A 23531-nucleotide genomic window follows, 5' to 3' on the forward strand; every position below is an offset into this window, starting at 1 on the left:
ATGACGACGAAACGGGGGGACGAACGTGAAGCAAGCGGTTGTAGTTTGCAGACCGGCGGCTGCAGAGGATGTTGACGTACTGTACCATCTTATACAAGGCTACGCAGAGAAAGGAATTATGCTGCCGCGAAGCCGCGAAGCGCTCGCTAGAGCGATCGGCTCCTTCGTTATTGCAGAGGTAGACGACGAGGTTGTCGGCTGCGGGTCGTTGTGCCAGCTCGGCAAAGATCTGGTTGAGATTCGTTCGCTAGGCATGACGGATGGATACAAAGGGCTTGGTATCGGAAGCAAGCTAGTCGATAAGCTGCTTGAGATGGCTAAGGAACAGGGACTCACGAGAGTTATGGCGCTCACGTATGCAGATCAATTTTTCGTGAAGAACGGCTTTGAAGTTGTGAATAAAGAGATTTTCCCGGAAAAAGTATGGGCCGATTGTGTGAACTGCCCTAAGCAGCACAATTGCGACGAAATAGCTGTACTCAAAGTACTGAACTGACTTGACAATCGTCAAGTTGGTTTGGTATTTTTGTATTGACGATTAGCACTCGACGACAATGAGTGCTAACGGTTAGGCGGGAAGCAAATGTTCTGCCGGAAAATCAAGAGGAGGGTTTCGGTTATGTTAACGGATCGACAACGAATGATATTGAACGCCATAGTAGACGATTATATACGTTCTGCCGAGCCCGTAGGGTCACGCAGCATTTCGAAGCGAAGCGATGTCGGCTTTAGCCCGGCGACCATTCGCAACGAAATGTCGGATCTTGAAGAACTTGGTTTTCTGGAGCAGCCGCATACGTCCGCAGGACGTGTTCCCTCCATTAAAGGCTATCGTTACTATGTCGATCATTTGATACAACTAGGTGGCGCCAGCCCGACGGAAATGACCAAATTCCGCTCTTATTTTGCGGAACGAATGACAGAGCGCGAGCAAATTTTGCAGCAAGCGGCAAACATTTTGGCGAATATGACGAATTACACTTCTATTGCGTTAGGGCCTGAATCGATTAATCATTCTTTGAAGCATTTTCAACTCGTTCCGCTCAATGCTGAGACAGCTGTTGCTATCGTCGTAACGAGCACGGGACATGTTGAGAATCGGATGATTTCGCTGCCGCCAGGCGTCAGTGTTACGGATCTGGAGAAGACGGTTAATATTCTAAATGCCAAGCTGGCGGGTATCCCGATGATGCGCGTAACGTCGAAGCTGTATTCGGAGATTGGCGATGAGCTAAGCCGTTATGTTGACCATTATGAGCAGGTTTTGAGCATGCTGGATCATGCACTGCCTGTTGTTGATGAGCATGAGCATCGCGTGTTCCTCGGTGGTGCGACGAATATGCTGACACAGCCTGAGTTCAAGGACGTCGACAAGGTGAAGACGATACTTGATCTATTAGAAGAGACGCCGACGTTATCCAAGATGTTGTCGTCAACGCAGTCAGGCATTCAAGTGCGGATTGGTACTGAGAACAAGCATGCGGCAATCAATGATTGCAGTGTAATTACAGCTACTTATGCCGTGAACGGGCAATCGCTTGGTACGATAGGTATCTTAGGTCCTACTCGCATGGATTATGCGAAGGTCATCGGATTACTGGATGTCGTGTCGAGAGATATGGCTGCATTGCTGTCCCGCTGGTACGTTTGATGGTGGAACGCTGATCTGGCGGGATCGACAAGGTGCATATCGATTCGTCCGAGACGGGCAAGTTAAGCGTATGCTTACGAAGGAATCAATCTGCTTATAGGAATTAAATCGAAGAAGAAACAAATTGCTAAGCGTATGCTTTCGAAGCAAGCAATTTGTTTTACAGGTAGTCAATTCTAAGAAGAAGCAAATTGCTTTAAGGAGGTGAGCAAGATGAGTGCGAACGATCAAACGATGGAGGAACAACCAACTGTGACGAACATCGAAAATGAAGAGCAGCAAACACATACTAATGAATCTGCTGCTGAGCAGGACAGCGAACAACAAGCAGGACAATCGGCAAGCGATGCGCGCATCGCGGAGCTCGAACGTCAGGTTGAGGAGCATCAACAACGATACTTAAGAGCTCAAGCAGACTTTGACAACTTCCGTCGTCGTACGACGAAAGAACGCGAGGAGCTTGCACAATATGCAACAATGAAGCTTATTACGCAGCTTCTGCCGGTTGTCGACAACTTCGAACGTGCAATCTCTGCTGCGAAGCAGAATAACGATTTCGAGGCGTTGTCCAAAGGCGTCGATATGGTATCGCGTCAGTTCAACCAAGTGCTCGAACAAGAAGGCTTGAAGCCGATGGCAGCGGTGGGCGAACCATTCAACCCTGAATTCCATCAGGCTGTTATGCAAGAGCAATCTGCTGATCATGAAGAGGGCATCGTCCTCGAAGAACTGCAGAAGGGCTATATGCTGAAGGATAAAGTTATTCGTCCAGCAATGGTGAAAGTAAGCGGCTAATGTCATTGATGACATTAAGCTTGAATATATGGATAAGAACAATGAGGAGGCTATTTCGATGAGTAAAGTAATCGGTATTGACCTTGGTACTACAAACTCCTGCGTAGCAGTTATGGAAGGCGGCGAAGCCGTCGTTATCCCGAACCCGGAAGGCAACCGCACGACGCCATCGGTCGTCGGCTTCAAGAAAGACGGCGAGCGTATCGTCGGTGAAACAGCTAAACGTCAAGCGATTACGAACCCAGACCGTACGATCATGTCGATCAAGCGTCATATGGGTACGAACCATAAAGAAGTAATTGAAGGCAAAGAATACACAGCGCAAGAAATTTCGGCTATTATTCTGCAGAAGCTGAAGTCTGATGCTGAAGCATACCTCGGCCAATCGGTAACGCAAGCCGTTATTACGGTTCCTGCTTACTTCAATGATAGCCAGCGTCAAGCTACGAAAGACGCAGGCAAAATCGCTGGTCTTGAAGTTCTTCGTATCGTGAACGAGCCAACGGCTGCAGCTCTTGCTTACGGCCTTGAGAAAACAGAAGATCAAACAATCCTCGTTTATGACCTCGGCGGCGGTACGTTTGACGTATCCATCCTCGAGCTTGGCGACGGCTTCTTCGAAGTTAAAGCAACGAGCGGCGACAACAAACTTGGCGGCGACGACTTCGACCAAGTGATCATCGACTATCTCGTAGCGGAATTCCGCAAAGAGCATGGTACAGACCTGTCCAAGGACAAAGGTGCAGTACAACGTCTGAAAGATGCAGCTGAGAAAGCGAAGAAAGAACTGTCCGGCGTTCTGACGACGACGATCTCGCTTCCATTCATCACGATGGTTGACGGCGTTCCGCAGCACTTGGAGCTCAACCTGACTCGTGCGAAATTCGAAGAGATCTCGGCTGAACTCGTTGAGCGTACGCTGGCACCTACACGCCAAGCACTCAATGACGCAGGCCTGACGTCATCCGGCATTGATAAAGTTGTGCTCGTTGGCGGTTCGACTCGTATTCCAGCCGTTCAAGAAGCAATCAAGAAGCTGATCGGCAAGGAGCCTCACAAAGGCGTTAACCCAGACGAAGTCGTAGCACTTGGTGCTGCCGTTCAAGCGGGCGTCCTGACAGGTGACGTTAAAGACGTCGTATTGCTCGACGTAACGCCATTGTCGCTCGGTATCGAAACTGCAGGCGGCGTGTTCACGAAGATGATCGACCGCAACACGACGATTCCTACAAGCAAATCCCAAGTGTTCTCGACGTATGCTGATAGCCAGCCAAGCGTTGAAATTCACGTCCTGCAAGGCGAGCGCCAGATGGCTGCTGGCAACAAAACGCTGGGCCGCTTTACGCTCGGAGACATTCCACTGGCTCCACGTGGCGTGCCACAAATCGAAGTTACATTCGACATCGATGCCAACGGTATCGTTAACGTATCGGCTCTCGACAAAGGTACGGGCAAGAGCCAGAAAATTACGATCACTTCGTCGAGCGGTTTGAGCGATGATGAAGTTGAACGTATGATGAAAGACGCTGAGCTGCACGCTGAAGAAGATAAGAAGCGCCGCGACCTCGTTGAAGCGAAGAACAACGCAGACCAGCTCATCTACTCGGTAGACAAAACGCTGAAAGATCTTGGCGATAAAGTAGATGCAGGCGAAATCGCAAAAGCTGAAGAAGCAAAAGAAAAAGTGAAAAAAGCGGTTGAAAGCGATGATCTGGAGCAAATCAATGCTGCAGTCGAAGAGCTGACGCAAGTGGTTCAAGCGCTGTCCGTTAAGCTTTATGAGCAAGCTGGCGGAGCACAAGCTGGCCAAGAAGGACCAGAAGGTGCAGCTGGCGATGCGGGCCCTAACAAAGATAATGTTGTAGACGCGGATTACGAAGTTGTCGACGACAAGAAATAATAAAAACATCGATCGAAGTACTTCGCTTCGAGTATGATGAACTCTTCTTGGATTTAATGATTCGACCGTTTGCGATCGCAGAAGATAGGTCAAAGTCAGGCGTGGCCTGGCTTTGACCTATCCTTGTGTCTATGTACAGCGCAGCGTTTTGGCATGTGGGAACAACGTGGGGGTGAGAGGAATTGGCTGATAAGCGCGATTATTATGAAGTGCTCGGTGTTGATAAGAACGCTAATGAGGAAGAGATCAAGAAGGCGTACCGCAAGATGGCACGTCAATACCATCCAGACGTGAACAAGGCGTCGGATGCTGAAGCCAAGTTCAAAGAAGTAAAGGAAGCGTATGACGTTCTTAGCGATGCTGGCAAACGTGATACGTATGACCGACATGGTCACGTCGATCCGAACCAGTTCGGCGGAATGGGCGGCGGAGCTGGCGATTTCGGCGGTTTCGGCGATATTTTCGATATGTTCTTCGGCGGTGGTGGCGGCGGTCGTCGTGATCCGAACGCACCGCAGCGTGGTAACGACCTGCAGTACTCGATGACAATCGAGTTCAAGGAAGCGGTGTTCGGCAAAGAAACCGAAATTACGATTCCGCGTACGGAATCTTGCGATACATGTCACGGCTCAGGCGCGAAGGCAGGTACGAAACCAGAAACTTGCGGAACTTGCCGAGGCACGGGCCAGCAAGAGGTTGTACAGAATACGCCGTTTGGCCGTATGGTTAACCGAAGAGCATGCTCGACCTGCGGTGGTCAAGGCAAAATCATCAAAGAGAAATGCGGTACATGCCATGGTGCGGGCAAAGTGAAGAAGCAGCGCAAAATTAACGTTCGCATCCCGGCGGGTGTCGACGATGGCGCGCAAATTCGTTTGTCTGGCGAAGGCGAAGGTGGTCTTCGCGGCGGTCCTGCAGGTGATCTATATATCGTTCTCCGCGTCAAGCGTCATGAGTTCTTTGAGCGTGTCAACGACGATATCTTCTGCGAGGTGCCGCTCACGTTCGCACAAGCAGCGCTTGGCGATGAGATCGAAGTGCCAACGCTGACGGAGAAAGTAAAGCTGAAAGTGCCTGCAGGCACACAGACGGGCACATCGTTCCGCTTAAAGGGCAAAGGTGTTCCTCGCTTGCGTGGAAGCGGAAGCGGCGATCAGCACGTCAAAGTGACGATCGTTACGCCTACGAAGTTAACAGACGAGCAGAAGGAACTGATCCGTCAGCTAGGCGGCTTGTCTGGCGGCAACGGTGCTCAGGAGCCAGAACAAGAGCATCACGAGTCCATCTTCGAACGGATGAAGAAAGCGTTCCGCGGAGAGTAGTTAGCCCCATCCCGTGCTGCGTGCATAGTTTACAGCAAGGACGCCCATCCTATAATCGGTTCTAAGACCGATACAGGCAGCAATGTCGAAGAAGTAAGCAAATTACAAAGCGTATGCTTACGAAGCAAGCAATTTGCTGCAGGCAGTAATGTCGAAGAAGTAAGCAAATTACTTTTAGGAGGGCGTATCCGGCATGGTAAACTTGAAAAAATCCGATATGGAAAAAGTAAACTTCGGCAATTTGCCGATTGCAGAGAATGAGGACGTTGAGTTCTCGGAAGAGCTGGCAGACGAAGCGGATCGTGTCGCGCAGCAGCGCGCAGCTGCTGCGGATCAGCGTGCCAAAGGCGAGCAATCATGAATTCGTCTGATGAGGCCGAAGGCATCGCCATCCACGCCTCATATACGCATGAAGCGGGTATTCGGGAAGCAGCGATGAAGCTTAGGCTCCTTCGCGCTGAAGAAGTTACCGGAGATGGCGGCTTCTTAACTGCAACAGTGAATCCGGATGTTCTAGAACGTGCGCTCCATCTGATTCGTCAGACGGGGGGCGAGCCGAATGTGGCGGACACGTTTGGCTAATACTTTCTCGTGAATAGACAGTAGAAGGCATAAGAAGCTCATTGCGAGCTGCTTATGCCTTTTCTTTGTGCCAAGGAAAATTGGTTTACAGATTATGGATTTATTGTTATGATTAAAACTGACCATTCAGTACTAAATTAGAGATGAGGTCAACAGCACGATGGGGAAAACAAATGTGCCTAACGCACGTGAGAGGATTTTGCAGGCGGCTGTGCGCGTATTCGCAGAGAAGAGCTTTGAAGGCGCGCGTATTGATGAAATCGCGAAGGAGGCGAACGTCCCGAAGTCGCTCATTTATTACCACTTCAAGAGCAAGGATGAGATGCTGGACGTGCTGCTGGGCGAATTTATAACCTCCTATGAGGCGCTGCTCCGATCGGGGTCTGATGGCGTTAATCATGGTAATGGGGATGCCGTGAAGCAGCGGATGAACCATTATTACAGCTTCGCAATGGCGAATGCAGATCTGATTCGCGTCATGTTCATGGAGTCGCTCAAGAAGAGTGCAGAGAAGCCAATTATGTATCGGGTTGTGGAAGTGCTAGTTGATTCCGAGGCAGAACCAGCAGCGGACGACGCGAGCTCGGACAAGGATCGAAAGGAACGAATGGTTGGCGAATTTTTCAACGGCGTCCTGCCATTGTTCGGCTACATCTGCTTCGCGGATTCGTGGACCCGCAGCTATGACATGGACCGTGCCATGTTCGACAAGCTGTTCATGGATGTTTTCTCGGCCGCTCACAGCGGCTATCATCTTGCCCGCGGCGGGCAGCATCAATCATAAGTTGCCGGATCATTCAATTCCATTCGAGGAGATGAAATGGCATGCAGCGTTCAACGAGGGAGCATATCGAGGGGGTTAAACAATTTCTACGTCAGATGGGTTCTGTACAGCCTATGAGTGTCGAAGAAGCGAGGAGTCAGCAAGCAGCCGCTTTGGCCTCATTGCCGAGGTTAACGGAAACGATCGTTCATCCCGTTCATGCTGCCGGCATGCGGGCAGAGTGGGTCAGCACGCCCAATGTGTCAGCAAATGAGCCTGGCGTTGTGCTTTATATGCACGGCGGTGCTTTCATGACTGGCACATGCGATACGCATCGTGATCTGGCTGCTCGGATCGCACAAGCGTCAGGTAAACGAGTGCTCGTATTCGAATACCGGCTGGCGCCGGAGCACTTGTTTCCCGCTGCGAATGAGGACTGTATTGCCGCTTATCGCTGGCTATTGCAAGAAGGTGTACAACCGGAGAATATTGTGTTTGGCGGCGAGTCGGTCGGTGGTTATTTAGCGTTAGCGACGCTGCTATCGCTTCGGGATGCGGGAGAACCACTGCCTGCTGCTGCTTTTCTGTTATCCCCGCATACTGACTTTATCCATTACGACAGTGAGACGTATGAATCGAATGTAGAAGCAGATCCGCTTGGGAGCCGTGACACGTCACGGCAATGTGCTAAACTATATACAGGTCAGGAAGTTTCCGTTGATCCACTCCTCTATCCTGTTGGCGCTGAGTTGAAGGGATTGCCGCCGCTGCTCGTACACGCAGGTGGCGACGAGGTACTGCTAGGTGAGTGTCAGCGGCTTGTTCAACGTGCGCAGGCGGCAGGCGTGGACGCGGAGATTGAGGTATGGGAACATATGTGGTGCGCGTTTCAGTTGATGGCAGGCATTATGCCGGAGGGTGTCGAATCAATTGAGCAGATCGGACAATTCGTTCAACACCATCTATGCATAGGAGGAGAGAGTTCAACATGAGCGACAACAAATCCAAGCTGACAATCCTGTTCCAAGGGGATTCCATAACAGACGGCAACAGGGGTCGCAGCGAAGACCCTAATCATATCCACGGCCATGGCTACGTTTATCTTATTGCAAGTCGAATTGGCGCTGCTTATGCGGAACATGGCATCACCTTCATCAACCGTGGCGTAAGCGGCGATCGAGCCGTCGATTTGTATGCGAGATGGGAGACGGATGCGCTTGCTTATCGTCCGCAGATGATCAGCATCCTCGTTGGCATCAACGATATTCTTCGTGGCATTGGAGAAGGAGAAGCGAACTTCGACCGATACGAACGCTCGCTGCGCAGACTGCTCGAGGAAGCAAGAGAGAACGATCCGTCTGTGACGCTCGTCGTATGCGAACCGTTTGCGCTTCGTACAGGGATGACAGCAGAACGTTGGGAGCAGGATTGGGAGCCTAGACTAATTGAGAAACAGCGCGTGGCTCGCGCCATTGCTGAGGAATACGATGCAATCTTCGTACCGCTGCAATCGGTGTTCAATGAGGCTAGCAATCGTGCTGACGCTTCGTATTGGATGTGGGACGGTGTCCATCCGACGACGGCTGGTCACACGCTGCTCGCCGAGCAATGGTTGTCGGCAGTCAATTTCGAGCAGTGGCTTCGCGAGCGTCTGTAAGACAGAGCCGGATATAAATATACACAATAGAAACGGGTATGACCTATGGCATCGCGAATTCGTTGCCAACGGGGGATGCCCGTTTTTGTATTGCCGCGATTACGTATTCGGGTATAATAGAACGAATTAACTTCGAATGGCGAATGGGGAATCCGAGAATGACCGATACGAGTCTGTGCCGTGTCGTCATCGTTGACGATGAGATATTGATTCGGCAAGGAATCAAGCATTATTTGAACTGGGAGCAGGAAGGGTTTCAGATCGTTGGTGAAGCATCCAATGGGAAGGAAGCATTGGAGTTGATCGAGCTTACGAAGCCGCATATCGTATTAACCGATATTGTCATGCCGATCATGGACGGAGAGGAAATGACCCGAATTCTTAAAGCTAGTCGTCCTGAAATTGAAGTGATCGTACTCAGCAGCTTCAGTGAGTTTCATTACGTCCGTTCTACCTTTCAGAGCGGAGTGGCCGATTATATTCTGAAGCCAAAGCTTGATGCGCAGGAGCTGCTGGCGATTCTAAGAAAAACAGCGGGCCGAATTCCGATGCTGCAGTTGGAGCGATCGAATGAGCGTGCTGCGTCATCTATTGAGAAGAAGATGGAGAAGCTTCTTTCTGGTTTTGATACGGTCGAGTCCGACGGTACGGTTCAAGAAGCATTTCCTTATGATCGCTATTGGCTGCTCGGAACGGATTTGAGGCGTGCTGGACAGCAATCAGAAGGAACCGCATCGATGCTGCAAGAGCTGGCGGTTCGGTTACTGAAAGACCATCCGATCGAATACCGAATAGCGGTAACGGAGAATCAACATTGGATATTACTTCTGAATGCTTCTATTCGGACGAGGGCAGCGATCGATAAATTGGCTGAAGCGATAGCTGATAGCACGATTTCCTTCGAATTGGGTTGGATGCTCAGCCGTACGTTTGAGGATTTCAATCAATTGGGCGAAATCTACAGAGGCGAGCTGCAGAAGCTGCTCGGTTATCGGTTCTACTTGCCTGCTCAGCATCTGTTGTCGATGGATCAACTTCCCGCTGCGGCGAAGTCGGTTGGGCCGTTCCAGTTAAACGATTTTGCCGATCAGCTTCGCCGCAAACAGTTCGGTCAAGCCTTGGACTATTTGCGTGAGCATGTAACCGCGATGAGCGGCGATTATCGAATGGACATCTTCGAATTCAAATCATTCCTGAGCAACATCATCTTCAATATGATTGTATTGCTAGGCAATATGGATATCGATGTGAAATCACTGGAGGAGCATAAGTATGCTTATTTCAAATCGATTGAAGAAGCTAAGTATGCTGATGATGTCGTCGATCAGCTTAATGCATTCATCGGCGAAGCGGAAGAACTGATCGGCGCGAAGGACCAGACGACGAATCCGAATATGCAACTGCTGCTGGATTACATTCATACTCATTTCACTGAAACATTGACGCTTACGGAAGTCGCGAAAGTGTTCCATTTTAACCCATCCTACTTGTCGACGTTCTTCGCTTCACATAATCCAGAGGGGTTCAATGAATACCTCAACAAAATTCGGGTGGAGAAGGCGAGCGAGCTGCTGCGGGACGGAGAAGCATCCATCTCGGAAATTAGCGGGATGGTCGGTTATTCGGATCACAGCTACTTCACGAAAGTGTTCAAGAAGCGGACCGGTCTGTCGCCAAGTCAATACCGCATACAACAGCTGCAGCGGCAGCAGCGAAAGGACTAATGCGATGCGAGCGATTGTCGAGCGGTTAAAATATAACGGGTTGTTCGTCAAAATGTTCGTCATCATGGTCGTGAGCATCATCACGGTGACCATTCTGACATCTTGGGTGACGATTCGAATGTCGGAGCGTTTGTTCATGAATACCTTCAGCATTACGAATTCGAAGGTGATTACGCAGATTAAGACGAACTTCGAGTCGTTTAATTATGCGGTTATTACAGCTGCAAACAACGTTCTGCAGAGTGGCTCGATCAAGGGCTTCCTCACGCAAGGGGACAGTGGCACAATCGCAACGAACAAAACTTATTACACGGCTATTCAGCTGATGAAGCAGTATCAAGCCAATCTGGATGCCTATGATGTCGGAATGACCATTACAGGCACGAACGGGAGAAGCTATACAAGCGACAATACCGTATGGCCTATTCCCAAAAATCAGCTGCGCGCGCATCCCATCACCATTAATACGAATGCTGAGCCCAAACGGGTGATGTATCAATTCAGCGGTGGAACGCCAGGTTCGCTTAACCCTGTTATTGTGGCGACTAAGGCACTGTACGATCGGACGACCGGCACCTTATATGGGGATCTGTATATCGCGATTCGGGAGACAGCCTTCAAGCGCTTCTACACGAATTTCACAAGCGACGGGAACGATGTAGTCATCATCGATCGGTCAGGTGTCATCGTATCCAGCAATCGCGATGATCTGATCGGGAAGTTAAATGTCGGACTGCTGAGTTATGCGAAGGAGATCGACGAGGGTGGTCTTCAGTATAAGAATGCTTCGGTTATGGGCGGCGAATATGTGCTGTTGGCCGAATATTTGCCCACCTACGACTTCTTTCTCATCAATTTGGTCGATAAGAAAACAGCGCTGAAGCAGCTCGTGAACACGCGGGCGGTGGCGCTCATTTGTGCTGCAATCGTTCTTGTGGCGCTCTTGATCGTATTCGTCATCTCGAAGAGATTGACACGCTCATTGTCGCTGCTCGTTAGGCAGATGTCTAATGTTACTAAGAAAAACTTCCACAACTATATTAATGTCAAAGGCAGCTTCGAGGTGAAGGAGCTTGGCCATGCTTATAACTACATGCTGGACGAGTTGAACGATTACGTGAAACGTCTGGTCGAAACGCAGCGAGAACAGCATAATGCAGAACTTGCCGCCTTGCAGATGCAAATAAATCCGCATTTCCTGTATAACACACTGGCCTCCATCAAAATACTAGTACAGCAGGGCAGCAAGGAGAAGGCGTCGGAAACGATCAATTCGTTAATTTCGCTTCTGCAAAATACGATCGGCAACGTAAGCGAGACCGTTACGGTCAGCGACGAGATCGAGAACCTGAAGCATTATGTGTTCATCAACCACATGCGTTATGGTGAACGAATCAAGGTGAGTTATTTTGTCGCTCCGGATTGCATGGATGTTCGGGTTCCTAAGCTCATCCTTCAACCGTTCATGGAAAATGCGTTCTTCCATGCCTTCAACGATAAACCGGATGGTTATATCTATGTGCTTGTTTCGGCAGAGGCAGGTGCATTGCTGTGTGAAATCGTCGACAATGGCTCTGGGATTGAAGGGCTGTCAGATAACGGCAAGCTGCCTAATCCGAAAGGCGGCAGGCAGCTGTTCTCTGGCATTGGCATCCGTAACGTCCACGATCGTATCGTCCTGCTGTACGGACAAGCTTATGGGGTTGAGATTGACAGTAAGCCTGGCGAAGGAACGAAGGTTAGAATTCGAATGCCGCTGTTGTAGCTAGAGGATTTACAAATGACCTAAAGAAAGTACCAGAAGCTAAAACGTTTACAAAGCCGTGAATAAAGCGCTTTACAAAGGACAACAGAATGACAAGCGGAATGCAAATTTATTGCTAACGACCGGTTTTCGCAGGGTGCTATGATGATGTTGTTAGCCGGCAAACGCTTTCAACGAAGGTTTCATGGAATCACCACACATAAGCATCGTATGAAGAAAAGGGGTTGTTACGCTTGAAAAAAGTACTCGTATTGTTGCTCGCCAGCTTCGTTCTGCTGACGGCATGCTCGAGCAAATCAGACAACGGAACATCGACTTCTGAAGGTACGAACGACACAGCTTCGAAGGGTACGAAGGCATTGACCGCTTGGGCATGGGACGCTAATTTCAATGTCAAGGCTCTCAATATGGCGAAGGATGCATACGCAGCTCAAAATCCTGATGTAAAAATCGATGTTCAGGAAAACGCGCAGGCCGACATTGTTCAGAAGTTGAACACGGGACTCAACTCCGGCACGACAAAAGGTCTGCCTAACATCGTACTTATCGAAGACTATCGCGCACAAAGCTTCTTGCAAGCTTACCCGGATGCGTTCTATGATCTGTCGAGCGTAATCAACGCTTCCGACTTTGCAGATTACAAAATCGGACCAACGAGCTTGGATGGCAAACAATACGGCGTTCCGTTCGACTCCGGCGTAGCAGGCTTGTATGTTCGTAAAGACCTGCTCGAGCAATCAGGCTACAAAGTAGAAGATCTTCAAGACGTTAACTGGGACAAAATCATTGAAATCGGTAAAGCAGTGAAGGCTAAAACAGGTAAAGCGCTTCTGACGCAAGATCCTAACGATCTGGGCCTGATCCGCATGATGATTCAATCGGCTGGTTCTTGGTACACGAAAGAAGACGGCTCGACGCCTAACCTCAAAGATAACGCAATCCTGAAGCAAGCTCTTGAAACGTATAAGAAGCTGATGGAAGCGGACATCGTGAAAGTAACGTCCGACTGGAGCCAATTCGTTGGCGCGTTCAACAGCGGCGACGTTGCAACAGTTCCAACGGGTAACTGGATTACGGCATCGGTCAAAGCGGAAGCTTCGCAATCCGGCCAATGGGCGGTTGTACCATTCCCTACGCTGCCGAACACGCCTAGCTCGGTACATGCATCGAACCTTGGCGGCAGCTCGTGGTACGTGCTTAATATTGACGGTAAAGAAGCAGCAGCTGACTTCCTGAAGCAAACGTTCGGATCGAATGCGGATCTGTACCAGAACTTGAACAAGGAAATTGGTGCAATCGGAACGCTGAAGGCAGCCGCTAGCGGCGAAGCGTACAGCGCGGCAGACGAATTCTTCGGCGGTCAGAAGATTACTGCAGATTTCGCAAAATGGACGGAGCAAATTCCGCGCGTTAACTACGGCATGCATACGTATGAGATCGAAGACCTTCTAGCCGTAGAAGTGCAAAACTACTTGAACGGCAAAGCGCTGGATAAGGTGCTGTCTGACGCACAATCGCAAGCAGAAACGCAAATCCACTAATACGGCATGAAACCTTGGGCGTTCGCATGCTCCGCCTGCCGATTCAATCATGGCGGCAAGGCGGAGCAGCAAGCCCAAGGTTTTTATTATCCAGAGGTACACGAATTTTCAGACAGAAAGGGGTTAGGCTGACGTGAAAACGGCAAAGCCCGGCATTAAGCTCATGAACAAAGGCCGACTTACCGGTTGGTGGTTCATCGCAATCGCAGTCATCATGATTGCAGCTTTTTACTTCTACCCGATGATTCAAGCGCTGCTCTTGTCGTTCAAGACAGGCAAAGGTGCAAATCTGCACTTCACGGGTCTCGACAACTATAAGCGGCTTTTCAGCGATAGAACATTTCTGGCGGCAGTTAAGAACACCTTTATTTACCTAATTATTCAAGTGCCGGTTATGATCGTGCTCGCCATGTTCATCTCGGTATTACTTAACGACAGCAAGCTGAAATTCAAAGGTTTCTTCCGTACAGCGATTTTCCTTCCATGCGTTACATCGCTAGTTGCTTACTCGATCGTATTCAAATATTTGTTTGGTGCAGACGGCCTTGTCAACATGCTGCTTACGAAGCTGCATTTGATTTCAGCGCCGATTCAATGGATTACGGATCCCTTCTGGGCGAAGGTGACCATTATTATCGCGATCACATGGCGTTGGACAGGCTACAACATGATTTTCTACCTCTCCGCGCTTCAAAATATCGACAACTCGATCTACGAGGCTGCACGGATCGATGGCGCGTCAGCTGTTAGACAATTTTTCAGCATTACGGTTCCGCTGCTCAAGCCTATCATCCTATTCACGTCCATTACGTCGACGATCGGTACGCTTCAGCTGTTTGATGAAATTGTGAACATTACGAAGGGCGGACCAGGTAACGCAACGATGTCGATTTCTCAGTACATCTACAATTTGTCGTTCAAATACTCACCGGACTTCGGTTATGCGGCGACTGTCTCGTATTCCATCGTAATCATGATCGTCATCTTGTCGATCGTACAGTTTAAAGCGGCAGGTGATAAATAATGGGTAAGTTGAAACGGACGTTTACTTATGTGTTCCTAAGTGTCGTCTCGCTCGTCTCGATCTTCCCGTTCTTGTGGATGCTCATCAGCGCGACGAATAAATCCGTCGATGTCACAAAGGGCAAGCTGACGATCGGCTCGCATTTGGTTGATAACTTCAAGAAGCTAACGGATACGATCGATCTGGGAACTGCATTCTGGAACTCGGCGAAGATCTCGATTATTACGACGGTTCTGGCTTTGCTGGTCGCTTCGCTTGCGGGTTATGGATTTGAAATTTTCCGCACCAAGACGAAGGATGCCGTGTTCAATATTCTGCTTATGTCGATGATGATTCCGTTCGCAGCATTGATGGTTCCATTGTTCAAAATGTTCGCGTCAATCGCTAACAGCTTCCCGGCACTTGGTGTCAATACACTGCCAGCGGTTATTCTGCCAACTTTCACGACGGCGTTCCTTATCTTCTTCTTCCGGCAGAGCACGAAGATGTTTCCGAGGGAACTGCTTGAGGCAGGCCGCATCGACGGTCTCCGTGAGCTTGGTTTGTTCTTCCGCATCTACATGCCAACGATGAAGACAACTTACGCAGCTGCAGGCATCATTACGTTCATGTCGAGCTGGAACAGCTACCTGTGGCCGCTGATCGTATTGCAAACGCCGGAGAAGAAAACCATTCCGCTGTTGATCTCGAATCTGGGCTCCAGCTACTCGCCTGACTACGGCGTCATTATGACAGCCGTTGTCATCTCGACGATTCCAACAGCGCTTGTGTTCTTCCTGATGCAGAAGCATTTTGTAGCAGGTATGACAGGTTCCGTGAAGTAACGGTTTGATATAGGAAGGCAGGAGATAGTGCAATGACTAACGTAACAAAACCAAGCCTCGATTGGCTTGTGGATCCGGCAGTATTCGCTGTTAATCGAATTCCTGCTCATTCGGATCATCGCTACTATGGAACGATGGAAGAGGCGCAGAAGCTTGCGCCGATGGCGATGCGGCACAGCCTTAACGGCAATTGGAAGTTCAGCTACGCAGTGCATCCGGCTGCAAGGGCTGCGTCGTTCTATGAGGCCGATTATGACTGTGGCGGCTGGGACATCATCGTAGTGCCAGGCCACATTCAGTTGCAAGGATACGGCAAGCCGCAATACGTCAACACGATGTATCCATGGGATGGCCATCATGATTTGCGTCCGCCAGCGATCCCGGAGAACGACAATCCTGTAGGCAGTTATGTAAAAGTGTTTGATCTGCCGCAACAGATGGACGGCAGACCTCTATATATTTCGTTCCAAGGCGTGGAATCCGCCTTCTATGTATGGCTTAACGGCAAGTTCGTTGGCTATTCCGAAGACAGCTTTACGCCTTCGGAGTTTGATCTTACGCCTTATGTGCAAGCAGGTGAGAATAAGCTTGCTGTTGAGGTCTATCAGCGCAGCACAGGCGGTTGGCTGGAGGATCAAGACTTCTGGCGGTTCTCGGGGATATTCCGCGACGTCTATCTATATACGGTACCCGATGTTCACGTGTGTGACCTGTTTGTGCGCGCTGAGTTGAATGAGACATATAGCGAGGGTACGCTTCGTGTAGATACGAAGATGATTGGCCGCGTATCTGCGAGTCGTATCGCATTCGAGCTTCAAGACGCAGCGGGGAATCAAGTAGTGACTGGCGAAGCCTCATCGTCGGGTGAGCTTGTCTCTGTATCGCTCGATGCTGGCGCTGTTCAGCTGTGGAGCGCAGAACGTCCTTATCTCTATACCCTCTATGTGCAAGTGTTCGATGAATCCGGCGCTCTTGTGGAAGTCGTACCGCAGAAGGTTGGTTTCCGACGTTTCGAGATGGCAGACGGCATCATGAAGATCAATGGCAAGCGCATCGTCTTCAAGGGTGTGAACCGCCATGAGTTTAACCACCGCAGCGGCCGAGTCATTACGGAAGCGGATATGCTGTGGGACATTAAGACGATTAAGCAGAACAATATGAATGCGGTTCGAACGTCTCACTATCCGAACCAGACGCGGTGGTATGAGCTGTGTGACGAATACGGCATTTATCTTATTGACGAAATGAATCTGGAGACGCACGGTTCATGGCAGAAGATGGGTGCTGTAGAGCCTTCATGGAACATTCCAGGCAATAAGCCGGAATGGCATGATATTGTTATGGATCGTGCGGTATCCATGTTGGAGCGGGACAAAAACCATCCATCGATTCTGATCTGGTCCTGCGGGAATGAATCGTATGCTGGTGAGGTTATTCTCAGTGTAACGAACTACTTCCACGAACGGGATAGCAGCCGTCTCGTTCATTATGAAGGTGTATTCCATAACCGCGATTATGATGCGACGAGCGACATGGAGAGCCGGATGTATGCTCGGCCTGATATGATCGAGGAATATCTGAACAATAATCCGCAGAAGCCTTACATTAGCTGCGAATACATGCATGCGATGGGCAACTCCGTCGGCGGCATGCACAAGTACACCGAGCTGGAGAACAAATATCCGAAGTATCAAGGCGGCTTCATCTGGGACTTCATCGATCAAGTGTTAGTGAAGCAGAATCGTTATGGCGAGACATTCCTTGCTTACGGCGGTGACTTTGATGATCGTCCTACCGATTATAACTTCTGTACAGACGGCATCGTGTACGCGGATCGCCGCGTATCGCCGAAGATGCAGGAAGTAAAATATTTGTACCAGAATGTGAAGCTGACGCCGGATGCGAATGGCGTACATGTCCGTAATGAGAATTTGTTCATCGGTACGGATGGCTATGCTCTGAAGTACACGCTATTCCTCGAGGGTGAAGAGGTGTACGCGGGACAACTGGATATTCAAGTGGATGCGCAAACGGAGAAGTATATTTCACTGGATCTCCCGAACACAGCGGACAAGGCGGGTGAGTATGCCCTTCATGTATCGTTAGTGCTGAAGCAGCCTGAATTGTGGGCGGATGCAGGCTATGAAGTTGCATTCGGGCAGCATGTGTATATTGTTGAGAGCAACCAGCAAGCTGCGCTTCCTGCAGGTCCGCTGCGCGTTGCCCATGGCGACGTCAATATCGGCGTGCATGGACACGACTTCACGGTCATGTTCTCGAAGCAGGCCGGCAGTCTGACCTCGCTTCGTTATGGCGGCCGCGAGATGATTGCAACGCCGCCGGCGCCACTGTTCTGGCGAGCGTCGACGGACAACGACAAGGGATATGCGCAAGGCTTCGAAGCGGCTGGCTGGTATGCGGCAAGCTTGACACGCAAATGTGTCGACATCGAGCTCAAGGAGCAGCCCGGCAGCGTAACGGTATCGTATCGCTATGCCCTTAGCATCAACAAGGATGTAGAGGTCACGGTTAGCTACACCGTCTATGCGGATGGCAGCGTGAACGTTCAATCTCGTTACGACGGTACTGAAGGTCTGCCAGATCTTCCTATCTTCGCTTTATCGTTCAAAGTGCCGGCAGACTATTCGAACCTCGAATATTACGCATTAGGACCAGAGGAGAACTACATTGACCGCGCATTCGGCGCTCGACTTGGCGTCTTCCGCAATCAAGCGTCCGATAACGTTGCGGCTTATGTTGTGCCCCAGGAATCGGGCAACCGTACAGGTGTCCGTCGCGTCGACATCGCAGATGACAGCAATCACGGAATCCGGATTACTTCACCTGCGACGCAGCCGGTAGAGTGCAATATCTCGCCGTATACAGCGTTCGAGCTGGAGAATGCAGCGCATCACTACGAACTGCCAAAGGTACATTATACTGTTGTTACCGTTGCTGGTCGTCAGATGGGCGTTGGCGGCGATGACAGCTGGGGCGCTCCGGTTCATGAGGAGTATCGGATCAAGGCGAACCAATCGCTGTCGTTCGAGTTTACGATTCGACCACTATAACGACTATCTGCTAGCGGCTTTCGTCTATAGCAAAGCGCCTCATCGAACCTATCTATCAGGTCGATGAGGCGCTTTTAAATATAGAAGACATTCGTTAGGTGCAGCGGCGAAGCAGCAGATAAGAGACCGCCGCGAACAGCACTGTAAACGGTAGTGTCCATAGGGCAAGGCCGGCCATCGTTTGATCTTGCAGCCAATGGAAGATATTCGTCCAATAGTCGTTCAGACCAATAACGAACGAGGCGATTGTACCGAGAAGGACGATAGCGAGCGCGCCGATCAGCAGACCTGTTTTGTTGAAACGGCGGTAGTACGTGCCGATCAGAAAACCAGCAGCGAACATGCAGAGCAGCAGCAGGAAAGGAATCCACAGCCGGTTAATGATCGGACCGTCGCTCCAGTACGGCAGATCAAAGAAATGAAGTCGTACGCCCCAATAATTCGTCCATTTGCCCTCAGCCATTGACATAAGGAACAGGAATATTGCGAAGACGAAGACAGCTAGAAGGCCTGTCGCGAAAGTCCCTTTGTAATAGTCGGCTCTCCGAATGCCCATGCCAAGCGAGAAGGGAAACGTCTGTGCGAACGTGATGATCCCCATGACCATCATGTAGACGAAGATCGATGATAGGCCGCCTGTGTAGATAGGATCCTCGGCGAATGCCCCGATGAGCACATTAATGATGAAGCTGGAGAGAAGGACGGCAACCGGAACGAGTAACCAATTTAACTTTTTGCGCAAATGCATGCGCATAACGGCAGATGTTCTGTTCATCATTTGGCCCCCTTCGATGATACGGAGTCTCGGTTTTGCAATCGCGTGTAATAGACGGTGAGCTGCTGCAAGGACACAGGTGCAACGGTAAGAGCGTTTGCTTCGGCTTCTGCCTGCCCATTCAATTGGCCTGGATTATTCAGAATTGAAGCTGTTACAAGTCCGCCAAGCTGCTGGCGGTCAATGACCGTGCGGCCTGAAGTGAAACGATCGACAGCTGCAGCCGTACCAGATACAGAGAAGGCGCGCCCGCGCAAGGAGTCGGTTTCTTCATCTAACAGCAGTTGGCCGCGGTTAATAAGCAGCACATGCTCTAACATCGTTCCGACTTCATCGATAAGGTGGGTGGAGAGCAGAATCGTTCTCGGATGCTCGGCGTAATCTTCTAGCAGCCGATCGTAGAACAGCTGGCGCTTCTCTGCGTCCAATCCGAGATAAGGTTCATCGAATATCGTCAGCGGCGCACGGCTCGCAAGACCAATCAGAATGCCGACTGAGGAGAGCATGCCGCGAGAGAGCTTCTTCATATGGCGCTTCAGCGGGAGTTGAAACTCCTCCACAAGAGACATGGCAAACTGCTGATCCCAATTCGGGTACAAATCTGCCGCTGTTTCCAGCACGTCGCGGACATTATAGTTGTCAGGGTACTTCTGGCTTTCCTTGATGAAGCAAACCTGCTGCAGGACATGATTGTTCTCATAAGGGTGCTCGCCGAATACGCGGAGGCTGCCGCTCGTTTCGAACTGCTGAGCAGATATCATATGCATGATCGTTGTTTTACCGGCGCCGTTGCTGCCGAGCAGGCCGTAGATCTTATCTGTTTCCAGCTTAAAGCTAACGTTGTTGACCGCTTTGACATCGCCATAGGCTTTCGTTAAACCGTTAACTTCGACTACATAGGTCATTGCTGAACAGCCCCTTTCTTGATCATGTCGCTTAATTGCTCAGCGGTAATGCCTAGCCGGTTAGCTTCTCTAACAAGGCTGACAATGTATTGCTCATAGAACTGCTCCTTGCGCTTCGTCAGTGCTATCTCTCGTGCTCCTGTCGCTACGAACATGCCAATCCCTCTTTTCTTGTACAAAATCCCTTCGTCAACAAGCAGGTTGACGCCTTTCGCCGCCGTTGCAGGGTTGATGTGGTAGAAGGCCGCAATTTGAGTTGTAGATGGCGCCTGCGCTTCTTCCTCAAGTACGCCTTCGATAATGTCGTCTTCAATCCGTTCAGCAATCTGCAAGAAAATTGGCCTTGTATCATCCATTGCAGGACCCATTTGCGTTCACCACCGTGTTGGTTAATTACTCATGTAACTAACCATACAACCGATGAACCTGAGTGTCAATAGGTGGGGCTTGTCCTTTTTGAAAAATGGGCTTGGTTGAGCGTTAGGGAGGGGGCAGGAAGATTTTATGGTCCGATTTATGCTACAATAGTCGCTATCAGGTCGTACAAGTGGAGCAAATGCTCCCGACACAGGTTAACGGTGTATTCTTACGAAGCCGTACCAAGAAGAAGTTCAAGAAGTACAAGAAGTTCTAGGAGGATAAAGACATTGAAATGGCATGAACTAACGATCTCGACACGCGAGGAAGTCGTCGAGGCGATCTCTGATTATTTGCACGAAGCGGGAGCAGGCGGCGTAGCGATTGAGGAATCCGGCTCGTTGGAGCGTCCGCGCGACACGAAGTTGGGCCAGTGGTACGACCGTCCGCTGAATAACATTCCGCTTGGCGATGCGGTTATTCAGGGCTATTTTGCAGAAGAGACGGATATGGAGCCATTGATCGCAGCGATCGAGCCGTTTATCGCGGGACTGCGGGAATTCGATCTTGATCCCGGTGACTTCAAGCTGTCCTATAAGATGGTGGATGAAGAGGATTGGGCAGATTCGTGGAAGAAGTATTTCAAACCGATCCGTGTATCCGAACGGTTGACGATTCGTCCGACCTGGGAGGAGTATGAAGCGGGTCCGAATGAGCGCGTCATCGACCTTGACCCCGGTATGGCGTTTGGTACAGGAACGCATCCTACGACGGCTCTATGCTTGCGTACGCTTGATTCTGTTATCCGTGGCGGCGAAGAAGTCATCGACGTTGGTACGGGCTCCGGCATTCTTGCCATCGGCGCTATGAAGCTTGGCGCGAAAGCGGTGCTTGCAGTTGATCTTGATCCTGTTGCGGTCTCCAGCGCGAAAGAGAATACGCGTCTGAACGGCCTGTCAGAGCAGATCGACGTCCGTCTGAGCGACCTGCTTGGCGTACTGAAGGGCGAGACGAAGGACGAGAGCGGAGCGGATGCAGGTCCGATCAATGTGAGCGTGCCTGTTGACGTTGTTGTAGCGAACATTCTTGCTGAAATAATTATGTTGTTCATCGGTGATGTATATGACGCGCTGAAACCAGGCGGCTTCTATATCGCTTCGGGCATTTGGAAGAACAAAGAGGATGTTGTGGAGTCGGGCTTGCTGCAGGCAGGCTTTGAGATTGTAGACCGCCGCCGCGAAGATGATTGGATCGCCTTCGTTGCGAGCAAGCCGAAAGCAGGTGAATAAGCCGGAATGGAGAGCCTTCTCTGGTTTCCGTTTAATGAATTTCCATTTGTCGTCCTGACGTTCGTTATTGCATTCACCGTGCACGAGTTCGCACACGCCTATTCAGCTTATAAATTTGGTGACATGACAGCGTATAATGCAGGACGTGTCACACTCAATCCGCGCGTCCATCTGGACGTGCTTGGAACGATTCTTATCCTGCTGGCAGGCTTCGGTTGGGCGAAGCCTGTTCCAGTGAACCCGAACCGGTTCAAACGGCCAAGGCTGATGAGTATAATTGTGACGGCTGCCGGTCCTATCAGCAACTTGGTGATGGCGTTTATTGGACTCATCGTCTTCCACCTTCTTTTTAGCACCGGTATACTTGATTCAAGCTCGATTGGTGTACAGAAGGCGCTCTATATTTTCTTAATCAAATATTTCGTTTGGATTAATATACTGCTGTTCTTGTTCAACCTAATTCCGCTGCCGCCGCTTGATGGTTACCGGATTATTTCGAACCTGCTGCCGCTTCGCGTGCAGATGAAGCTGGAACAAAATTTGCACTGGGGCATGATCTTCTTCCTGTTGCTCGTATTCATTCCGCCGCTTCATGACATTACAATTGGACCGCTATTCGGCTTGATTGACGATATTATGCTTGCGTTTAATGACATCATTCAACCATGGTTCCTCTAGCTGGCAACGAGTTCAACATGGATTACACGACCGTTCCATGGTATGATGAGGGTTAGTATTTTGGAACTTTCGTAAATAGTGCGAGTTCAAAAGGTCCATCAAAGGCGGACTTTTTGAACAACCTCTGAAAAGTGTGGTATGACGTATGCAGAGATATTTTGTGCCGGTGGAGCAGTTCGCAGATGATACGGTTGCACTGATGGGCGACGATGCCCATCATGCATCCCGTGTCATGCGAATGCGCGTCGGCGATTCATTCATCGTAAGCGATGGAGCGGGGCGCGAGGCAATCGCGAAGGTTACCGACATTGCAGCAGGACGCGTGGATGCCGCGATCGAGGAGCTATTGGCTTCCGATCGTGAGCCTGCTTGGCAGATTACGATCGCTCAGAGCTTGCCGAAGGGCGATAAGATGGAGCTAATTATCCAGAAGGGGACGGAGATTGGCGCTTATGCGTTCATTCCTTTCGAATCCGAGCGGATGATTGTCCAGTATGACGCCAAGAAGGAAGCGAAGCGTCTGGAGCGTTGGGAGAAAATCGCCAAAGAAGCAGCAGAACAAGCGCATCGCAGTCGTATTCCTGATATCGCCAAGCCACTGAGCTGGAAGCAGCTTGTCGGCAGCATGAAGGAATATGACTTGGTGCTCTTTTGCTATGAGGAAGAAGGACGCAGCGGCTCTGCTGGACTGCGCGGAGCGGCAGCGCCATTCGCCGCGCGCCGCGATCTGCGGGCGCTCGTCATTGTCGGGCCGGAAGGCGGCTTCACCGAGCAGGAGGCGTCTCAGGCGCAGGCTGCCGGCGCCGTGCTTGTTGGCTTAGGCAAGCGCATTTTGCGTACGGAAACAGCGGGTATAGTCGCACTGACGGCACTGCTGTACGAATCCGGAGAAATGGGAGGACTATAAG

Annotated in this window: 22 protein-coding genes; 19 read left to right on the forward strand and 3 right to left on the reverse strand. The window is 50.4% G+C overall.

What is annotated here, in order from left to right:
* Positions 1-25: 25 nt before the first annotated feature.
* The 16 genes from H8B09_RS04070 (at position 26) to lacZ (ending at position 18619) form a co-directional block, all read left to right on the forward strand.
* A complete protein-coding gene (locus tag H8B09_RS04070) occupies positions 26-496 on the forward strand; it encodes an N-acetyltransferase (protein ID WP_191202171.1) in 471 nt (156 codons plus the stop codon).
* 123 nt (positions 497-619) lie between these two features.
* Complete coding sequence (gene hrcA / locus H8B09_RS04075) at positions 620-1651, forward strand: heat-inducible transcriptional repressor HrcA (RefSeq protein ID WP_191202172.1); 1032 nt, start codon at positions 620-622, stop codon at positions 1649-1651.
* A gap of 213 nt (positions 1652-1864) precedes the next feature.
* The gene (gene grpE, locus H8B09_RS04080) at positions 1865-2446 is read left to right on the forward strand and encodes a nucleotide exchange factor GrpE (protein ID WP_191202173.1); all 582 of its coding nucleotides are present in this window, start codon (positions 1865-1867) and stop codon (positions 2444-2446) included.
* Between the two features lie 58 nt (positions 2447-2504).
* Positions 2505-4346 (forward strand): molecular chaperone DnaK, encoded by a 1842-nt coding sequence (gene dnaK, locus H8B09_RS04085; RefSeq protein ID WP_191202174.1) that lies wholly within the window; start codon positions 2505-2507, stop codon positions 4344-4346.
* 182 nt (positions 4347-4528) lie between these two features.
* Entirely contained in the window at positions 4529-5668 is a 1140-nt protein-coding gene (gene dnaJ / locus H8B09_RS04090; protein WP_191202175.1) for a molecular chaperone DnaJ, read from the forward strand.
* A 193-nt stretch (positions 5669-5861) separates the two neighbouring features.
* A complete protein-coding gene (locus H8B09_RS04095) occupies positions 5862-6029 on the forward strand; it encodes a YfhD family protein (protein WP_191202176.1) in 168 nt (55 codons plus the stop codon).
* Entirely contained in the window at positions 6026-6250 is a 225-nt protein-coding gene (locus H8B09_RS04100) for a hypothetical protein (protein WP_191202177.1), read from the forward strand. The genes H8B09_RS04095 and H8B09_RS04100 overlap by 4 nt, the downstream gene beginning before the upstream one ends.
* 160 nt (positions 6251-6410) lie before the next feature.
* Positions 6411-7034, forward strand: a complete 624-nt coding sequence (locus H8B09_RS04105) for a TetR/AcrR family transcriptional regulator (protein ID WP_191202178.1) — start codon at positions 6411-6413, stop codon at positions 7032-7034.
* 41 nt (positions 7035-7075) lie between these two features.
* On the forward strand, positions 7076-8005 hold the full coding sequence (locus H8B09_RS04110; RefSeq protein WP_191202179.1) for an alpha/beta hydrolase: 930 nt from the start codon (positions 7076-7078) through the stop codon (positions 8003-8005).
* On the forward strand, positions 8002-8670 hold the full coding sequence (locus tag H8B09_RS04115; protein ID WP_191202180.1) for an SGNH/GDSL hydrolase family protein: 669 nt from the start codon (positions 8002-8004) through the stop codon (positions 8668-8670). Before H8B09_RS04110 ends, H8B09_RS04115 begins: the two co-directional genes overlap by 4 nt.
* Before the next feature lie 158 nt (positions 8671-8828).
* Entirely contained in the window at positions 8829-10394 is a 1566-nt protein-coding gene (locus H8B09_RS04120) for a response regulator transcription factor (protein WP_191202181.1), read from the forward strand.
* 4 nt (positions 10395-10398) lie between these two features.
* Positions 10399-12159 carry a cache domain-containing sensor histidine kinase gene (locus H8B09_RS04125; protein ID WP_191202182.1) on the forward strand — a complete coding sequence of 587 codons (1761 nt, stop codon included), beginning with the start codon at positions 10399-10401 and terminating at the stop codon, positions 12157-12159.
* A gap of 233 nt (positions 12160-12392) precedes the next feature.
* Complete coding sequence (locus H8B09_RS04130) at positions 12393-13700, forward strand: ABC transporter substrate-binding protein (protein WP_191202183.1); 1308 nt, start codon at positions 12393-12395, stop codon at positions 13698-13700.
* Positions 13701-13833: 133 nt separating this feature from the next.
* Positions 13834-14724 (forward strand): carbohydrate ABC transporter permease, encoded by an 891-nt coding sequence (locus H8B09_RS04135; RefSeq protein ID WP_397376040.1) that lies wholly within the window; start codon positions 13834-13836, stop codon positions 14722-14724.
* On the forward strand, positions 14724-15548 hold the full coding sequence (locus H8B09_RS04140) for a carbohydrate ABC transporter permease (RefSeq protein WP_191202184.1): 825 nt from the start codon (positions 14724-14726) through the stop codon (positions 15546-15548). The genes H8B09_RS04135 and H8B09_RS04140 overlap by 1 nt, the downstream gene beginning before the upstream one ends.
* A 32-nt stretch (positions 15549-15580) precedes the next feature.
* Positions 15581-18619, forward strand: coding sequence for a beta-galactosidase, LacZ type (gene lacZ, locus H8B09_RS04145; protein WP_191202185.1), 3039 nt, complete (start codon positions 15581-15583; stop codon positions 18617-18619).
* 94 nt (positions 18620-18713) lie between these two features.
* Here lacZ and H8B09_RS04150 read toward each other — a convergent pair whose 3' ends face one another.
* The 3 genes from H8B09_RS04150 to H8B09_RS04160 are packed head-to-tail and all read right to left on the reverse strand — an operon-like array spanning position 18714 to position 20667.
* Positions 18714-19397 (reverse strand): hypothetical protein, encoded by a 684-nt coding sequence (locus tag H8B09_RS04150; protein ID WP_224753240.1) that lies wholly within the window; start codon positions 19395-19397, stop codon positions 18714-18716.
* Positions 19394-20299 carry an ABC transporter ATP-binding protein gene (locus H8B09_RS04155; protein ID WP_191202187.1) on the reverse strand — a complete coding sequence of 302 codons (906 nt, stop codon included), beginning with the start codon at positions 20297-20299 and terminating at the stop codon, positions 19394-19396. Before H8B09_RS04155 ends, H8B09_RS04150 begins: the two co-directional genes overlap by 4 nt.
* Complete coding sequence (locus H8B09_RS04160; RefSeq protein ID WP_191202188.1) at positions 20296-20667, reverse strand: GntR family transcriptional regulator; 372 nt, start codon at positions 20665-20667, stop codon at positions 20296-20298. The genes H8B09_RS04155 and H8B09_RS04160 overlap by 4 nt, the downstream gene beginning before the upstream one ends.
* A 279-nt stretch (positions 20668-20946) precedes the next feature.
* Here H8B09_RS04160 and prmA point away from each other — a divergent pair, with 279 nt between their 5' ends.
* The 3 genes from prmA (at position 20947) to H8B09_RS04175 (ending at position 23530) form a co-directional block, all read left to right on the forward strand.
* Positions 20947-21945 (forward strand): 50S ribosomal protein L11 methyltransferase, encoded by a 999-nt coding sequence (gene prmA / locus H8B09_RS04165; protein WP_191202189.1) that lies wholly within the window; start codon positions 20947-20949, stop codon positions 21943-21945.
* 6 nt (positions 21946-21951) lie between these two features.
* On the forward strand, positions 21952-22623 hold the full coding sequence (locus tag H8B09_RS04170; RefSeq protein WP_191202190.1) for a site-2 protease family protein: 672 nt from the start codon (positions 21952-21954) through the stop codon (positions 22621-22623).
* A 145-nt stretch (positions 22624-22768) separates the two neighbouring features.
* Positions 22769-23530 (forward strand): 16S rRNA (uracil(1498)-N(3))-methyltransferase, encoded by a 762-nt coding sequence (locus H8B09_RS04175; protein ID WP_191202191.1) that lies wholly within the window; start codon positions 22769-22771, stop codon positions 23528-23530.
* Position 23531 lies beyond the last annotated feature (1 nt).

The organism is Paenibacillus terricola (assembly GCF_014779765.1).
In the GTDB taxonomy this organism is placed as follows: Bacteria; Bacillota; Bacilli; order Paenibacillales; family Paenibacillaceae; genus Paenibacillus_T; species Paenibacillus_T terricola.

Excerpts from the sequence above, each read along its gene's own strand:
- H8B09_RS04175 (WP_191202191.1), top strand. The coding sequence starts at position 22,769 with ATGCAGAGATATTTTGTGCCGGTGGAGCAGTTCGCAGATGATACGGTT.
- H8B09_RS04105 (WP_191202178.1), top strand. The coding sequence starts at position 6,411 with ATGGGGAAAACAAATGTGCCTAACGCACGTGAGAGGATTTTGCAGGCG.
- H8B09_RS04095 (WP_191202176.1), top strand. The coding sequence starts at position 5,862 with ATGGTAAACTTGAAAAAATCCGATATGGAAAAAGTAAACTTCGGCAAT.
- H8B09_RS04155 (WP_191202187.1), bottom strand. The coding sequence starts at position 20,299 with ATGACCTATGTAGTCGAAGTTAACGGTTTAACGAAAGCCTATGGCGAT.
- lacZ (WP_191202185.1), top strand. The coding sequence starts at position 15,581 with ATGACTAACGTAACAAAACCAAGCCTCGATTGGCTTGTGGATCCGGCA.
- H8B09_RS04110 (WP_191202179.1), top strand. The coding sequence starts at position 7,076 with ATGCAGCGTTCAACGAGGGAGCATATCGAGGGGGTTAAACAATTTCTA.
- grpE (WP_191202173.1), top strand. The coding sequence starts at position 1,865 with ATGAGTGCGAACGATCAAACGATGGAGGAACAACCAACTGTGACGAAC.
- H8B09_RS04170 (WP_191202190.1), top strand. The coding sequence starts at position 21,952 with ATGGAGAGCCTTCTCTGGTTTCCGTTTAATGAATTTCCATTTGTCGTC.
- H8B09_RS04100 (WP_191202177.1), top strand. The coding sequence starts at position 6,026 with ATGAATTCGTCTGATGAGGCCGAAGGCATCGCCATCCACGCCTCATAT.
- H8B09_RS04125 (WP_191202182.1), top strand. The coding sequence starts at position 10,399 with ATGCGAGCGATTGTCGAGCGGTTAAAATATAACGGGTTGTTCGTCAAA.
- hrcA (WP_191202172.1), top strand. The coding sequence starts at position 620 with ATGTTAACGGATCGACAACGAATGATATTGAACGCCATAGTAGACGAT.
- H8B09_RS04115 (WP_191202180.1), top strand. The coding sequence starts at position 8,002 with ATGAGCGACAACAAATCCAAGCTGACAATCCTGTTCCAAGGGGATTCC.
- dnaK (WP_191202174.1), top strand. The coding sequence starts at position 2,505 with ATGAGTAAAGTAATCGGTATTGACCTTGGTACTACAAACTCCTGCGTA.
- H8B09_RS04160 (WP_191202188.1), bottom strand. The coding sequence starts at position 20,667 with ATGGGTCCTGCAATGGATGATACAAGGCCAATTTTCTTGCAGATTGCT.
- H8B09_RS04140 (WP_191202184.1), top strand. The coding sequence starts at position 14,724 with ATGGGTAAGTTGAAACGGACGTTTACTTATGTGTTCCTAAGTGTCGTC.
- H8B09_RS04120 (WP_191202181.1), top strand. The coding sequence starts at position 8,829 with ATGACCGATACGAGTCTGTGCCGTGTCGTCATCGTTGACGATGAGATA.
- H8B09_RS04150 (WP_224753240.1), bottom strand. The coding sequence starts at position 19,397 with ATGATGAACAGAACATCTGCCGTTATGCGCATGCATTTGCGCAAAAAG.